We start from the raw sequence: 14,691 nt of genomic DNA, 5'->3' as shown, positions 1-14,691 counted from the left end.
AGACCCCGACCCCGACCCCGGCGCCCGCGGGCGCCGGGGTCGGGGTCGGGGTCTGGGCGTCAGCCGAGGCGGTCGACCAGGGCGTGGTACTCGTCCCACAGTTCCTTGGGGGTGTGGGCCCCGAAGGTGTTGAGGTGGTCGGGGACGAGGGACGCCTCCTCCCGCCACACCTCCGTGTCGACGTCGAGCAGGAAGGCCAGGTCGGCGGCGGACAGGTCCAGACCGTCGGTGTCCAGGGAGTCCGGGGTCGGCACGGTGCCGATGGGGGTGGTGACACCCTCGGCCTCCCCGTTGAGCCGACCGACGATCCACTTCAGCACGCGGCTGTTCTCGCCGAATCCCGGCCAGACGAAGCGGCCCGCGTCGTCCTTGCGGAACCAGTTGACGTAGTAGATCTTCGGAAGCTTCTCCGGGTCGGCGTGCTGCCCGACCTTGATCCAGTGCGCCATGTAGTCGCCCATGTTGTAGCCGCAGAACGGGAGCATCGCGAAGGGGTCGCGGCGCAGTTCGCCGACCTTGCCCTCGGCGGCGGCGGTCTTCTCCGAGGCGACGTTGGCGCCGAGGAAGACGCCGTGCTGCCAGCTGCGGGACTCGGTGACCAGCGGGACGGCGGAGGCGCGGCGCCCACCGAAGAGGATCGCGGAGATCGGGACGCCCTTGGGGTCCTCCCACTCGGGGGCGATCGTCGGGCACTGCGAGGCGGGGACGGCGAACCGGGCGTTGGGGTGCGCCGCGGGGGCCTCGGAGTCCGGGGTCCAGCTGTTGCCCTTCCAGTCGGTCAGGTGGGCCGGCGCCTCCTCGGTCATCCCCTCCCACCAGACGTCCCCGTCGTCGGTGAGGGCGACGTTGGTGAAGACGGTGTTGCCCCAGAGCGTCCTCATCGCGTTGGCGTTGGTGTCGTCGCCGGTGCCGGGCGCGACGCCGAAGAAGCCTGCCTCGGGGTTGATGGCGTACAGCTGCCCGTCGTCACCGAACCGCATCCAGGCGATGTCGTCGCCGATGGTCTCGACCGTCCAGCCGGGGATCGTGGGCTCCAGCATGGCGAGGTTGGTCTTGCCGCAGGCGGAGGGGAAGGCGGCGGCGACGTACCGGGGGTCGCCGGTCGGCGGCGTCAGCTTGAGGATGAGCATGTGCTCGGCGAGCCAGCCCTCGTCGCGGGCCATGACGGAGGCGATCCGCAGCGCGTAGCACTTCTTCCCGAGGAGGGCGTTGCCGCCGTAACCCGAGCCGTAGGACCAGATCTCGCGGTCCTCGGGGAAGTGGGAGATGTACTTGGTCGCGTTGCAGGGCCACGGCACGTCCGCCTCGCCGGGCGCGAGCGGCGCCCCGAGGGTGTGGACGGCCTTGACGAACGCGCCGTCGGTGCCGAGCTGGTCGAGCACCTCGCGGCCCATGCGGGTCATGGTGCGCATGGAGACGGCGACGTACGCGGAGTCGGTGATCTCCACACCGAGCGCGGAGAGCGGGGAGCCGAGGGGGCCCATGCAGAACGGCACCACGTACATGGTGCGTCCGCGCATCGCGCCGCGGAAGATGCCGCCGGCGCCCTCCGGTCCGGTGCCCGTACCGGTGAAGATCTCCCGCATCTCGGCGGGGGCCTTCCAGTGGTTGGTGGGGCCGGCGTCCTTCTCCTCGGCGGAGCAGATGAAGGTCCGCGTCTCGACGCGGGCGACGTCCGTCGGGTCGGAGGCGGCGTAGTAGGAGTTGGGGCGCTTGACGGGGTCGAGCCGTGTGAAGGTCCCCCGTCCCACCAGTTCCTCGCACAGCCGCTCGTACTCGGCCTCCGAGCCGTCGCACCAGACGACGCGGTCGGGCTGGGTGAGCGCGGCGATCTCGTCGACCCAGGCGGCGAGCTCGCGGTGCTGCGTGGGGGCTGCGGTGGTGGGAGCCGTTGAGGTGGGCGCCACGGTTTGCTCCAGAGGGTTTCGGGGGTGCTGACCGGGCAGCGCACATCTGCCCGGGGTGAGCATCGGACGGAACGGACGTCCGACTCGTCGGTGGGCGACCCGGACGCCGATCGCGCTCATCCGGTACCGACCAAGCTCATCTGATAGTGCCAACTCCTCTCGTCTGTGTCCAGTGCGCGCTCAGGTGAGCAGCACCACTCGCACGGATGGCCCGCACAGGGGCCGAACGGGTGCGGCAAGCACCACCGGCCGACGGGGAGGACCACCCGATCGATAACCTACGGAAGCGTAGGTAGCATCGGTACATGACGACGCTCCCTGCGGCTCCGGCGCCCGCGCCGGTCCCCGACGACTCGCAGGCCACCGACCCCGCGGCGCTCGCGGTGACGCCGGTGGCGGGGGTGACGGCCGGTGCCGACACCCTGAAACCCCTGCTCCGGGGCTGGCTGCACGCGGGCATGTTCCCGGCGGTGATCGCAGCCGGGCTGCTGCTCACCGCGATGGCGGGCAGTCCCCAGGCCCGTCTGGCCTGCGCGATCTACGCGCTCACCGCCTGCCTGCTGTTCGGCGTGAGCGCCCTGTACCACCGGGGCGACTGGGGACCTCGCGGCGAGGCGGTGCTCCGCCGCATGGATCACGCCAACATCTTCCTGATCATCGCGGGCACGTACACGCCGCTGACGATCCTGCTGCTCGACGACGGCCGTCAGCAGGTGCTGCTGTGGGGGATCTGGGCCGCCGCGGCGGCGGGGATCGCCTTCCGCGTCTTCTGGGTCGGTGCGCCCCGCTGGCTCTACACGCCGTGCTACATCGCGATGGGCTGGGCGGCCGTCTTCTTCCTGCCGGACTTCCTGCGGACCGGCGGCATCGCCGTCCTCGTCCTCGTCATCGTCGGCGGGCTGCTCTACAGCGCCGGGGGCGTCGTGTACGGCATCAAGCGCCCCAACCCCTCCCCCCGGTTCTTCGGGTTCCACGAGGTCTTCCACTCCCTGACGCTGGCCGCGTTCGCGGTGCACTACGCCGGGATCTTCCTGGTCGCGTACCAGCACGCCTGACCGGACCGAGCGGACGGCAGCACGGGGGCGTGCTCACTGGTCCGGCCCGCCGCACGGCAGGCTCCGGCCGGTGCACGGCCGCCGCCGCACCGGTGGGCTTCGTTCCGGGGCACGCCGCGCGGCGTGCCCCGGAACGTCCGGGACCTCGCTACTCGCCCCCCGGCTCGTCACCGCTCAGCTGAGCGGCCAGCGCGGCCGGGTCGGTGACCGGCAGCCCGCAGACGAAGTGGCGGCAGACGTAGGCGGTGGGAGCGCCCGCAGTGGTCGTGCGACCGGTCAGCAGGGGCACGCCCCCGGCTCGTGGCCACCTCACGCCCGCCGGCACGTCGGCGCCCGTACCCGCCGCGTCCGTCCTGTCGCCCGCGTCCGCCGTGTCGCCCGGACCGTGGGCGACGACCGCCCCCGGCGCGGTGGCGCGCAGCGCGGTGGCGAGCAGCGCGACCGTACGCGGGTCGTCCGACGGGCCCACGACCGCGACCTCACGGGGGCCGTCGAGCGCCGCCTCCGCCACCGCCAGGCCCCAGCCGACGAACCTCGGCGCCTTCTCCCCGAGCGCGGCGACGATCCCCAACGCACGTTCGGCCGCGCTGCGGTGCCGATCGCTTCCGGTGTACGCGGCGTGTGTCAGCAAGGCACCCGCCGCCGCCGTCCACCCCGAGGGGGTGGCGCCGTCCGTGGGGTCCTGCGGACGCCTGATCAGCCGCTCGGCATCGTCGGCCGTGTCGTACAGCGCCCCGTTGTCGTCGCGGAAGCGGGTGAGAACCACCTCCAGCAGGGTGCCCGCGATCTCCAGCCACGAGCTCTCACCGGTCACCGCGTAGAGCGCGTGCAGCCCCTCGGCGACGTCCGCGTAGTCCTCCAGGACGCCGGTTCCGGAGCCGACGACCCCGCCCCGGGAGGTGCGGGCGAGCCGACCGGATTCGGAGAGGTGCCGGGAGAGCAGCAGGTCGGCGGCGCCCGCGGCGGCCTCCACCAGGTCCGGCCGCTCCAGGCAGGCGCCGGTCTCGGCCAGGGCCGCGATCGCCAGGCCGTTCCACGCCGCGATCACCTTGTCGTCCCGGCCGGGCCGCGGCCGTGACGCGCGGACGTCCAGCAGTCGCGCGCGGACGGCTTCCGGAACGTCCTCGCCGGGGAGCTGCAGCACCGAGGCGCCGCCCTCGAAGGTGCCCGCCTCCGTCACCCGGAACCGCTCCGCGGCCAGGGCGGCGTCCTGCGGGCCCAGCGCCTCGACCAGCTGCTCCGGCGTCCAGACGTAGAAGACGCCCTCACGGTGCGGCGCGTCGGCCTCCGGACCGGTGGCGCTGTCGGCGTCGAGCGCCGAGGCGAACCCGCCCTCCTCGGTGAGGAGTTCCCGAACCATGAACTCCGCGGTGGAGAGAGCGACCCGGCGGGCGAGCGGCGAGCCGGACGCCTTCCACCAGCGCGTGTAGACCCGACAGAGCAATGCGTTGTCGTACAGCATCTTCTCGAAGTGCGGAACGACCCACTCCCGGTCGACCGCGTAGCGAGCGAAGCCGCCCGCCAGCTGGTCGTGGATGCCACCGCGGGCCATGGCCTCACAGGTGCGGGCGACCATCTCCAACGCGCCCTCGGACCCGGTGCGGGCGTGGTGTCGCAGCAGGAACTCCAGCACCATCGGCGGCGGGAACTTCGGGGCGCTCCCGAAGCCGCCGTTCCGCTCGTCGAACTCGCGGGTCAGCCCGAGCAGGGCGACGGACAGCAGTGCCGCTTCCGGCGGGTGCGGGGCGTCGTAGTCCACGGCCCGACCGTGCAGCTGCCCGGTGATCCCGGCGGCGACCCGGCCGACCTCGTCGCGCCGCTCGGTCCACGCCGAGGTCACGCCCTCCAGCACCTGGCGGAAGGAGGGCAGTCCCTGGCGCGGCGAGGGCGGGAAGTAGGTGCCGAAGTAGAAGGGCTCGCCCTCGGCGGTCATGAACACCGTCATCGGCCACCCGCCCTGACCGGTGGCGGCCTGCACGGCGTCCATGTAGACGGAGTCCACGTCGGGTCGCTCCTCGCGGTCCACCTTGACGGCGACGAAGCGCTCGTTGAGGTAGGCGGCGACCTCCGGGTCCTCGAAGGACTCGTGCGCCATGACGTGGCACCAGTGGCAGGCGGAGTAGCCGACGGACAGCAGCACGGGGACGTCGCGCCGTCTCGCCTCCTCGAACGCCTCGTCGCACCACGGCCACCAGTCGACCGGGTTGTCCGCGTGCTGAAGCAGATAAGGAGAGGTCACACCAGCCAACCGGTTCATGCGGCCCAGGCTCTCACGCCGGCACGGCCCTGCCGGTTCGGCCCGCAAGCCCCCGCCCTACTTGGCCGGTTTGCTCTCATGCGCCATCACGTGGCGAATGCGGATCGCCCCTCTTGTGCCTCAGCTCCCCCTTCCGGACGGTTGGAGGGTCTGCTCCGACCCAAAGCCGGTGCCCGGCTGAAAGCGGGCAGTACGCTGAGTCGAGCAGCACCGCATCCTCGAAGGAGGTACTCCATGACCGCCGAGATGGTGGCGCCCGCGTGGATGCACACGCAGATCAGCGCGGAACAGTACGACTCCTGGTCCGAGGAGCAGTGCGCCGGCATCGAGATCGTGGACGGGATGGTCGTCGTGAGCCCGAGCGCCTCCAAGCGGCACAACCGGCTGGCCCGCCTCCTGGCCAATGCCCTGGACGCCGCCGCGGGCCCGGACTGGAACGCCGACACGGACTTCGATGTCCGCCTGCAGGACGTTCCGCTCACCAACCGCCGACCGGACGTCACCGTGTACCGGGCGGAAACCATCGACCTCACGCCCACCCGCCCCGAGCACGTACTCCTGGTCGTCGAAGTCGTGTCACCCGGCTCGGAGACCACCGACCGGATCGTGAAGGTCGACCAGTACGCCAAGGCTGGCATCCCCTTCTACTGGCGGGTCGAGCAGGCCGCCACCGGCGTCCCGATCGTCTACACCTACGTCCTCGACCCCGCCACCAGGGCCTACCGGGACACCGAGGTGTTCACCGGCACTGTGAAGGTCACCGCGCCATTCCCTGTCACGGTCGACCTTGGGGCCCTGTGAGCAACGAGGAATCGCCCGCGCCCTCGGCGCCTCCGACGCCCTGTGGGCTGAGACATGTCCGCCGTCGGGGGCCTCTGGGCATCGGCCCCCGTTCGACCCGGACCCGTCGTAGGCGGTCCGGAGGCAAGCTGGACAGCTTCAACCAGGTGCCGACCCGTGCGTTCTCGCCGGGGATGAGCCGTGTGGTGAGTCGCCCCCCGCTTCATGCCCGTCCCCCTGAAGGCGTCGTCAGCGGATCACTACGTCGTGGTGATCGCTGGCGACGACCCTGCCGTCCTTGAGGATCCATACCTCCACGTCATGCCGCCCCCGATACTTGGTGCGCTCATAGATCCGTGGTCCGCGCCCTGGCGTGATCTGACCACGCAGTCCGTCGGCGCTCTCGGCGTCCGGTCCGTAGTTGCGGACCTTCCACCAGATGTCGTACGGCTGCGAGGCGTCGGTGCTCACCGTGAAGTAGATGTCCCGGCCGACGAGGGCGAAGCCGGTACGGCGCAGGTCCACGGATCCGGTGCCGATGGGTTCGCGACACGGGCTTCGATCCGGGCCCAGCGTCCACCCGCCCACCGCACGCCCATCTCCTCGATGAACCTCTCCGACGGTGCCCGGGTGGCCCCTTCCGCCGAGGCCGGCTGCCCGGCCTTGGCAAGGGAGGCCGCTGCCGTCGTGGCCGGCGTCCTGAACCCGTCGCCGAAGAGTTCCTGCCAGAGCTTGACGCTCTTGTCCTTGTCCTGCTCGTCCAGGGCCGTACGCATCCGGGTCGCATCCGACTGAATGTGCTTGGCGAAGTTGGCGTACCGGTCCTGATCCCAGCGGTGGTTGAAGCTGGTCTGCGGGCAGCTCGGGTCGGCGACCACGGGCATTAGCGGGTTGAGGGACAGCCACGCGACGAGGTCCTCGATAAGGTGGACCAGAGTGGTGGTCACCCCGCTGTAGCGGTTGCTCGTGTCGTACACCTGGACCCGTTCGCCGAGCAAGGCGGTCAGGATCACCGAGGGGATACGAAAGGTGTCCTTGGAGTCCCGCAGATACTTCACCATGCGAATCACCTTGCGCAGGTTGCCGCCAGTCAGCGAGTCCTTCTCCTTCATCCACGCGGTGTCACCCTCGGGGTTGGTCTCCTCGAACTCCTCTACCTCCGAGTTGACGATTACTTGCCGACCGCCAGGCAGGATGAGGTGGGGGACAATGTCGACGTGGCAGTCGCCTTCTACTGGCGGGTCGAGCAGGCCGCCACCGGGGTCCCGATCACATCAGGGATTGGCGCACCGGGAAGCAACAACGCACTGGCCACTCCCAGCAAGGCCAGCACATCCGGAGTGGGGCCTCCCCCGGCACGAAGAGGCTTGCGCGGCTGATCCCGATGAACCCGCGATCACGGTTCTCCGCCCACCACTCCGGGCCCAGCAAAGAGACCGGGTTGACGGGCGGGCAGGTCATCTCATGTCGGCCCGTCACACGGTGGGGTTGGCGCGGTCGCCCGGTTCCAGGATCGCCGTGCCGCTCCTCCACGTCTCCACGTACCGATCAGGCGCGATGGCCAACCGCTCCTGCGCCAACGCGCCGATCTGGACATCAAGGTCATCACGTTCGGCACCCATGAGATCGCCGCATGGCGCCACGTCTGGTAGGCACTCATGGCTTCTGCAAGTGCTGGAGGAGATACGGCGAGGTCACATCAGCCAACCGGTTGAGCCGGCCCAGGCTCTCACAGCGTCTGCCGCGACCGGTGGAGCACTGACGAGCCCGCCTCACTTGGCCGAACTGCACTTATGCGCCGACCGCGTCTCGGGAGGGGGACGGGGGCCGCGCGACTCAGACGGTCGGGGCTGCCTCATTCGGAGCTCGGCAGCCGGCGCGGAGCGCGCACCGCCGGGGCCTGGTGGCAGGTCGTGCGGTGCTGGTGGGCCGGAGCGGCAGCGGGGGCACAGGCCTGGCCCGTTGTCCGGCCCGTCGCCGGGCTGCGGGCCGGTTTCCCGGCCCGCAGGCCGGGTGGGGGTCTGCGTCAGCCTGCGACGTACGGCTTGGCGTCGATGATCTTCACCTTCGCGACGCTGCCGTTGGGCATCTCGTACTGGGCGTCCTCGCCGGCCTTCTTGCCGTTGACCGCCTTCCCGAGCGGCGACTGCGGGGAGTAGGTGTCGATGTCGCCGGAGGCGTACTCGCGGGAGGCCATGAGGAAGACGAGGGTGTCGTCCTCGTCGCCGTCGAAGGCGACCGTGACGACCATGCCGGGCTCGACGACGCCGTCGTCGGCGGGGGCGGCGCCGACCTGCGCGGTGCGCAGCAGCTCCTCCAGCTGGCGCACGCGGGCCTCCTGCTTGCCCTGCTCCTCCTTGGCGGCGTGGTAGCCGGCGTTCTCCTTGAGGTCGCCCTCCTCGCGGGCGGCCTCGATCTTGCGGGCGATCTCGGTGCGGGCGGGCCCCGTGAGATGTCCCAGCTCCCCCTTGAGCTTGTCGTACGCCTCCTGGGTCAGCCAGGTCACGTTGTCGCTGGTCTGGGTCACAGGTGCTCCTCGGGTTACTGGTGCGAATACAAACAAGGCCCGACCCGGCGACTCCTTGCCGTGCCGGGTGGGCGAAAGATCGATGATAGACCAAGCATCATCGAGTTGCGAGAGGGTTACCCTCCGGGTTCACCGGCAAACCAGCCGCGACCCGCACCCGCGTTGACCTGCCGCTTCCCCGGCAGCCCCGCGACGCGTCCGGTGACTGCCGGTGGCCGTCGCGGTGCCGGGTCGGCGCGTGCGGCGGCGGCCGTGCCGGAGTCGGGCCGCGTTCGGATCGCGTCCGTTCACGCTCCGCGACGGCCGGGTCGGGGGTGCGGCGGCGCCGGATCGTGGCCGCCGGATCGTGGCCGTCGAACCGGGTCAGTCGCCGGCGGAGCAGCTGAGGAGCTCGGCGCTGGTGGCGAGCTCCGTGGTGCGCAGCGTGTGCGCCCGGTGGACGGTGGCGCCCTCCGCCTCGAAGCGGAAGTCGACGCGGCCGACCTCCAGGCCGTCCTCCGCCTGGGAGCGGACGGTGCAGACCGCCGGGGTGCCGTCGGCCTTGCGTACCTGGAGGGTGACCTCGACCTCGGTGTCGGAGACCACGGTGAAGCCGGTCAGCTCCCCGGTGACGTCCTGCTTGCCGATGTAGGAGATGCCGGACCAGGCGATGAAGGCGAGAAAGAGCACACCGAGCACGCCCCCGACGATCTTGAGGCCGCGGTCGTCGCTCCGGCCGGCCGGCGGGCCGTAGCGCCCGGCGGGCGTCGCCGCGTCGGCGCCGGTCGCGCCCTGGCCGGGGGCCTTCCCCGAGGCGGGCGAGGCTGCGGCGTCCCCCTGCTGGGGGGCGTCGGGCTGGTCACCTGCGGTCGGCATGGCGGCGGTCCTCGGTGATCGGGTGGTGCGGTGGCGGGCGTCGGCCCCGGCTCCGCCCGGTCGCGTCCCACCGGCCGCGGGCCGGAGGGCGGGAGGGCGGGAATGGAGTGTCGGCGCCATCAGTCACTATAGAAGCCGATTGGCGGACCAAGATGACGAGGATCGTGCCTTGACCGAACAACTGCGGCTCATGGCCGTGCACGCGCACCCCGACGACGAGTCGAGCAAGGGCGCGGCCACCATGGCCAAGTACGTGGCCGAGGGCGCCGATGTGCTCGTCGTCACCTGCACGGGCGGCGAGCGCGGCTCGGTGCTCAACCCCAAGCTCCAGGGCGACCCGGAGATCGAGAAGAACATCCACGAGGTGCGCGCCCGCGAGATGGACCGCGCCCGGGAGATCCTCGGTGTGCGGCAGGAGTGGCTGGGGTTCGTGGACTCCGGCCTGCCGGAGGGCGACCCGCTGCCGCCGCTGCCCGAGGGCTGCTTCGCGCTGCTGGACGTCGAGGAGGCGGCGGAGCCGCTGGTGCGGCTGATCCGTTCGTTCCGCCCGCAGGTGATCACCACCTACGACGAGAACGGCGGCTACCCGCACCCCGACCACATCATGACGCACCGGATCTCGATGGTGGCCTTCGAGGCGGCGGGCGACAAGGACCGGTTCCCGGATGCGGGCGAGCCCTGGCAGCCGTCGAAGCTCTACTACAACCAGGGCTTCAACCGGCCGCGGACGGTCGCGCTGCACGAGGCGCTGCTGGCGCGCGGCATGGAGTCGCCGTACGCGGAGTGGCTGGAGCGGTGGGAGGAGATCAGCCGCAAGGACCGTGAGCTGACGACCTTCGTGCCGTGCGGGGAGCACTTCGAGACCCGCGACCGGGCGCTGCTGGCGCACGCCACCCAGATCGACCCGGACGGGGGGTGGTTCCGGGTGCCGCTGTCGGTGCAGCGGGAGGTGTGGCCGACCGAGGAGTACGAACTCGCCAAGAGCGTGGTGGAGACCACCCTCCCCGAGTCGGACCTGTTCGCCGGTGTCCGCGACAATGGCTGACATGACTGACCTGATCCCCCTCGCCCGGGAGCTGGACGAGTTCACGGTGACGCCGGGTGCTCTCGGCTTCGTGGTCTTCGCCGCGCTCGGTCTGGCCGTGTGGATGCTGCTCCGGTCGATGACCAAGCAGCTCAACCGGATCGACATCAAGGAGTCGGGGGACACCCCCTCGGCCTCCTGAGCGGTGGCGGCGCACGCCCCCCGTCGTCGGTGTCCGCGCCCTGAGGGCCGGTGACCGGGGCGGGGGCATCGGCGCGTCCGGTGGGGGCGGCGTCCCGCTGCCCCCACCGTGGCCCGCCCGTCCCCCGGGCGCCCCGACGGGCGCCGCTCGCTCAGCCGACCCCGAGCACGTCCGAGGCGGCCCGGCGCGGCACCATCCCGAGCCGCCAGGCGGACCAGACCCGGTCGTCGAGCCCCTGGCCCCGGCCGAGCATCAGCGAGTAGCTGTGCACCGCGCGGGTGAGCTCGGTGTCCCGCCAGGGCCCGTCCTCCTCGCGGAGCAGCGCCTCGACCTCCTCGCGGGCCGCGGCCTCACCGGCCTCCACGCCTCCGGGTGACGCCAGCGGCAGCAGGGTGGCGCGCAGGAAGCGCGCCCATTCCGCGCCCCGCACGTCGGGGCGGTTCTCCCCGTAGCCGGCGGTGAAGACCTTCAGCGATTCGTCGGCCAGTTCCAGCGCGCGGTCGGGGCGCCCGTTGCCCGCGTCGATGACGGCGAGTTCGAGGCCGGTCCAGCCCTGGCCGTGGAGGACGCCGGCGCGTTCGTAGTCGCGGCGGGCTGCGGCGAGCAGTTGCCGCGCGAAGCCGCTGTTGTGGAGCGACCCGGTGCGTTCGGCCTTCTGGTCGCGGGTGACGCGGGCCTCGTGGTGCCGGGCGCAGGCCACGCCGTAGCGGTCGGGCATCTGGTTGAACATCGTGCGGGCGCGTTCCAGGGTGCGCATGGCGGTGTTGAGGTTCCCGGCGTCCTCCTGGGCCTGGCCCAGGTGGAAGAGGGTCCATGCCTCGCCGCGGGTGTCGCCGTTCTCGCGGTGCTGGGCGAGCGCGGAGCGCAGCTGGTCCTCGCCTGCGGCGCTGTCCCCGGCGATGACGCGGACGGTCCCGAGCTGGGTGAGGACCCACGCCTGGCCGCGGACGTCACGGGAGCGCTCGTAGAGCTCCTGCGAGGTGCGGAGCTCGGTCTCGGCCTCCGCCACCGCGCCGCGTCGCATCGCGGTCTGGCCGAGGTGGAGCCGGGCCCATGCCTCCCCGTGGACGGAGCCGCTGGACCGGTGGAGTTCCAGGGACTCCGCGAGGAGTTCCGCCGCGGTGGACAGCCGGCCGCGTTCGCGTTCCACGGCGGCGAGCGCGTGGAGGGTCCAGGCACGGTCGCCGGGGAGGGTGTCGCGGGGCTGGAGGTCGAGTGCCTGGGTCAGTTTGGCGAGGGCCTCGGCGAGGTGCCCCTGGTGCTGGAGCGTGATTCCCAGGTCGCGGAGGGCACGGGCGGCACCGGCCTGGTTGCGGGCCTCCTGGTAGAGGTTGACGACGCGGGAGAGGGTGGAGTGCGCCTTGTCGAGTTCGCCGAGCTGCCGTTCGGCGACGCCGGTCCGCCAGGTGACGGAGCGGGTGAGCAGCCCCTGGTCGACGGACTGGGCGAGTTCGTTGAGTTCGCCCAGTCGGTAGAGGTCGCCGCGCAGGAGGCAGTAGTCGGCGAGTGCCCCGAGCAGGTGCTGGACGGCCCGGGGGTCCACTCCCTCGTCCGCGTGGCGGAGGGTGGCGGTGATGAAGTCGCTCTCGTCGTCGAGCCAGCGGAGCGCGGCGCTGACGGAGCTGAACCCGTGGCCGCCGGCGGCGGCGGGGAGCAGGTCGGCGCGGGTGGAGGTGTTGCCGTCGACGAGCCGGATCACGGTGTCGGCGAGCTCGGCGTAGCTGCGGATGAGGCGTTCCTGTGCGGCTGCGCGCTCGGGTCCGGTCTCCTCCTCGGCGAGCCGGGCACGGGCGAAGCGGCGCACGAGGTCGTGGAGGCGGAACCGGTCGCCGCGCACGGTGCGGATGAGGCCGGCCTCGGCGAGGTCGCCGAGGTGGCGGGCGGCCTCCTTCTGAGGGCGGTCCAGCAGGGCAGCGGCGGCGCGGGGGCCGAGGCTGGCGCGGCCGGCGAGGGCGAGGCGGCGCAGCAGGCGCCGGACGTCCTCGCTCTGCTCGGCGTAGCGGGCGTGGAGCACCCGTTCGGCCTCGCTGCCGGCGGTGTCGCCCAGAAGGCCGTCGCCGGGGTCGGCGTCCTGGGGGTCGGCAGGCTCGGCCCCGGGCGGGCCCGGCGGGGTCGGGCCGGCCCCGGGCAGGGCGGTGTCGAGCGCGGCGGCGAGTTCGGCGGGGGTGCGGGTGGCGAGCCCCGGTCCCGCCATGCGCAGCAGCAGCGGGCGGTGTGCGCAGACCTCGGCGAGGCGGGTCCAGGAGGGGTCCTCGTCGGGCGGCAGGGGCGCGTCGGTGGTGGTCTCGCGCAGGGTGGTGCGCAGCAGCTCCACGGCGGCCGGGGTGTCGAGGGGGCCGACGGCGAGGTGGTGGACGGAGGCGGGGGCGTCGCTGAGGTCGAGGGGCTCGGTGGTGGTGACCAGGACGAGGGAGCTGGAGCGCTCGGGGACGAGCGTCCTGACCTGCGCGGCGTCGGTGGCGTCGTCGAGGATGATCACGACGGGGAGTCCGGTGAGGTGGCGGCGGTAGCGTTCGACGAGGCGGCCGAGCTGCGCCTCGCCGTCGGTGCCTCGGACGTTGCCCTCGCGGAAGAGCAGCTGGTCCTGGGGGGCGCCGAGGCGGCTCATGAGGTGGAGCAGGGCGTCGCGGGTGGAGATCTCGTCGACGCTGTGGCCACGGAGGTCGGCGAGGCAGGCGCCGCGGAAGAGCGAGCGCAGCTCGTGCGCGGCCCAGCGGGCGAGCATCGTGCGCCCGGAGCCGGGTGGGCCGTGGAGGACGACGACGGTGGGCCGGGTGTCGGTGCGGGCGCGGTCGCGGTTGACCCACTGGGTGATGTCGGCGAGCTGGTCGCGGCGGCCGATGAAGGGCTTGCCCCGGTCCGGGAGTTGGTCGAAGGAGCGGCCGAGCACGGCACGGGTCCGGGCGGCGTCGCCGCGGTTGGCGCGGCGGCCGGCGGTGCGTTGGGCGGGGAGTTGGGCCGTGGAGCCGCCGCTGCGGCTGCGGGTGGAGAGTGCGCGCTGCTGTTCGAGCCAGGGGCGGATTCCGCGGACCTCGACGGCGGTGAGCCAGGCGAGGCGGAGCTGTTCGACGCCGCCCGGCTGGTTGCGGCTGCCGGCATTCGACTCGGCGGTCCAGACGTGGGCGACCAGGGCCTGGAGGAAGAAGCCGGTGACGGCTGCCGCGGCGACCACGGCGGCGACCAGACCGGCGTCGCTCGCGGTGTCGGTCAGGGCGACGGTCAGCAGTGCGGCCAGGGTTGCGGCGAGGGTGGTGGTGACGAGTCCGCCGACGGCGGCGGCGTCGAACCGTTCGCCCAGGCGGCGGGGGGCGTTGTCGTGTTCGGCCTGACGGTAGCGGGTCCACTCCTCGGCGGCGGGGTGGACGAGTTGGTCGAGGGCGCCCTGCGCCCGTTGCAGCAGGGCGGCGCTGTCGGCGCCGCCCTGGGAGCGTCGTACCTCGGCCTCCACGGAGCGCGCGAGCAGTTGCTCGACGTCCCTCCGGTGACGGTCCTTCAACTCGGAGAGCACTGCCATCCGCCTGCCTCCCACCGCTCGTGCCGCCGACCGCCGGGGCCGGGCCTGGACGTCCTTCCGGGGTGGGCCGGCGCCCCGGCCCCGGGCGGGGCGCCGCCCGGTGGTGTCCGGGTGGCTCCGCCTCTGCGTTGGCGTTACCCGTCCGGGGGCCGTTGACGCGGCGGATGGACGGGCTTTGGGCATTCTTTGTCCCCGTGCGCGCACGCACCGCGACACGCGACGGCGGGGCACCGCCTCCGGGGTGCGACCGGCGCGTCGCGCCCCGAGCGGCACCGATGTCGGCACCGACGGAGCCGCGGGGCGTCGTGGCCCGGGTGCCCGTCGTGAGATCGGCTCGGTCGGGGCGGTGGTGGTGCGGTCGGGCCGGAGCGGGGGTCCGCCGCCTCACCCTTCCCCGTGGGTCGCCGAGCGTACGGCGCGTCGGCGGGTGTGCGCATGCGTCGGAAGCAGAATGCCGCGTACACGCCAAAGATTGGCCGAGCCCCCTCCCCCGCCGCCGTATGCCGCTGCCGCCGCGCCGTGCCGCACGGCACGCGCGCGCCCGGCGGCGCGCGGATAGACGCCCGGGCC

The 14,691-nt window shown here is 72.5% G+C and carries 12 protein-coding genes; 4 read left to right on the top strand and 8 right to left on the bottom strand.

Annotated features, from left to right (window positions below):
- Positions 1 to 59: 59 nt before the first annotated feature.
- Complete coding sequence (locus HCJ92_RS15345) at positions 60 to 1,907, bottom strand: phosphoenolpyruvate carboxykinase (GTP) (protein ID WP_167934158.1); 1,848 nt, start codon at positions 1,905 to 1,907, stop codon at positions 60 to 62.
- Positions 1,908 to 2,212: 305 nt separating this feature from the next.
- Here HCJ92_RS15345 and trhA point away from each other — a divergent pair, with 305 nt between their 5' ends.
- On the top strand, positions 2,213 to 2,962 hold the full coding sequence (gene trhA / locus HCJ92_RS15340) for a PAQR family membrane homeostasis protein TrhA (RefSeq protein ID WP_167934157.1): 750 nt from the start codon (positions 2,213 to 2,215) through the stop codon (positions 2,960 to 2,962).
- A gap of 148 nt (positions 2,963 to 3,110) precedes the next feature.
- Here the strand turns inward: trhA and HCJ92_RS15335 are convergent, their stop codons facing one another.
- A complete protein-coding gene (locus HCJ92_RS15335; protein ID WP_167934156.1) occupies positions 3,111 to 5,219 on the bottom strand; it encodes a thioredoxin domain-containing protein in 2,109 nt (702 codons plus the stop codon).
- 234 nt (positions 5,220 to 5,453) lie between these two features.
- On the opposite strand from HCJ92_RS15335, the gene HCJ92_RS15330 reads away from it, so the two are divergent.
- A complete protein-coding gene (locus HCJ92_RS15330) occupies positions 5,454 to 6,020 on the top strand; it encodes a Uma2 family endonuclease (RefSeq protein ID WP_167934155.1) in 567 nt (188 codons plus the stop codon).
- Positions 6,021 to 6,248: 228 nt separating this feature from the next.
- On the opposite strand, the gene HCJ92_RS15325 is transcribed toward HCJ92_RS15330, so the two are convergent.
- The 5 genes from HCJ92_RS15325 to HCJ92_RS15305 all read right to left on the bottom strand — a co-directional run bounded on the left by HCJ92_RS15325 (position 6,249) and on the right by HCJ92_RS15305 (position 9,381).
- Positions 6,249 to 6,524, bottom strand: a complete 276-nt coding sequence (locus tag HCJ92_RS15325) for a nucleotide-binding domain-containing protein (protein ID WP_167934154.1) — start codon at positions 6,522 to 6,524, stop codon at positions 6,249 to 6,251.
- The gene (locus HCJ92_RS15320) at positions 6,467 to 7,111 is read right to left on the bottom strand and encodes a hypothetical protein (protein ID WP_167934153.1); all 645 of its coding nucleotides are present in this window, start codon (positions 7,109 to 7,111) and stop codon (positions 6,467 to 6,469) included. Before HCJ92_RS15320 ends, HCJ92_RS15325 begins: the two co-directional genes overlap by 58 nt.
- 363 nt (positions 7,112 to 7,474) lie before the next feature.
- Complete coding sequence (locus tag HCJ92_RS15315) at positions 7,475 to 7,621, bottom strand: hypothetical protein (RefSeq protein WP_167934152.1); 147 nt, start codon at positions 7,619 to 7,621, stop codon at positions 7,475 to 7,477.
- 404 nt (positions 7,622 to 8,025) lie between these two features.
- A complete protein-coding gene (gene greA, locus HCJ92_RS15310; RefSeq protein WP_167934151.1) occupies positions 8,026 to 8,526 on the bottom strand; it encodes a transcription elongation factor GreA in 501 nt (166 codons plus the stop codon).
- A gap of 363 nt (positions 8,527 to 8,889) precedes the next feature.
- On the bottom strand, positions 8,890 to 9,381 hold the full coding sequence (locus tag HCJ92_RS15305; protein ID WP_167934150.1) for a DUF4307 domain-containing protein: 492 nt from the start codon (positions 9,379 to 9,381) through the stop codon (positions 8,890 to 8,892).
- Positions 9,382 to 9,550: 169 nt separating this feature from the next.
- Here HCJ92_RS15305 and mca point away from each other — a divergent pair, with 169 nt between their 5' ends.
- Positions 9,551 to 10,426: a mycothiol conjugate amidase Mca gene (gene mca, locus HCJ92_RS15300; RefSeq protein ID WP_167934149.1), complete on the top strand. Its 876-nt coding sequence runs from the start codon at positions 9,551 to 9,553 to the stop codon at positions 10,424 to 10,426.
- A 1-nt stretch (position 10,427) separates the two neighbouring features.
- Entirely contained in the window at positions 10,428 to 10,607 is a 180-nt protein-coding gene (locus HCJ92_RS15295; protein WP_167934148.1) for a hypothetical protein, read from the top strand.
- A 151-nt stretch (positions 10,608 to 10,758) separates the two neighbouring features.
- Here the strand turns inward: HCJ92_RS15295 and HCJ92_RS15290 are convergent, their stop codons facing one another.
- Entirely contained in the window at positions 10,759 to 14,121 is a 3,363-nt protein-coding gene (locus HCJ92_RS15290) for a tetratricopeptide repeat protein (RefSeq protein ID WP_245240896.1), read from the bottom strand.
- Between the last annotated feature and the right edge of the window lie 570 nt (positions 14,122 to 14,691).

The sequence above is a fragment of the Streptomyces spiramenti genome (assembly GCF_012034385.1).
Classification (GTDB): Bacteria; Actinomycetota; Actinomycetes; order Streptomycetales; family Streptomycetaceae; genus Streptomyces; species Streptomyces spiramenti.
The sequence above is the reverse complement of the archived record's forward strand: the minus strand, read 5'-3'. Positions and strand labels throughout refer to the sequence as shown.

Bases quoted from the DNA above. Each gene is read 5' to 3' on its own strand.
- HCJ92_RS15330 (WP_167934155.1), top strand. From the start codon at position 5,454: ATGACCGCCGAGATGGTGGCGCCCGCGTGGATGCACACGCAGATCAGC.
- HCJ92_RS15335 (WP_167934156.1), bottom strand. From the start codon at position 5,219: ATGAACCGGTTGGCTGGTGTGACCTCTCCTTATCTGCTTCAGCACGCG.
- HCJ92_RS15305 (WP_167934150.1), bottom strand. From the start codon at position 9,381: ATGCCGACCGCAGGTGACCAGCCCGACGCCCCCCAGCAGGGGGACGCC.
- HCJ92_RS15290 (WP_245240896.1), bottom strand. From the start codon at position 14,121: ATGGCAGTGCTCTCCGAGTTGAAGGACCGTCACCGGAGGGACGTCGAG.
- HCJ92_RS15315 (WP_167934152.1), bottom strand. From the start codon at position 7,621: ATGGGTGCCGAACGTGATGACCTTGATGTCCAGATCGGCGCGTTGGCG.
- HCJ92_RS15320 (WP_167934153.1), bottom strand. From the start codon at position 7,111: ATGAAGGAGAAGGACTCGCTGACTGGCGGCAACCTGCGCAAGGTGATT.
- trhA (WP_167934157.1), top strand. From the start codon at position 2,213: ATGACGACGCTCCCTGCGGCTCCGGCGCCCGCGCCGGTCCCCGACGAC.
- HCJ92_RS15295 (WP_167934148.1), top strand. From the start codon at position 10,428: ATGACTGACCTGATCCCCCTCGCCCGGGAGCTGGACGAGTTCACGGTG.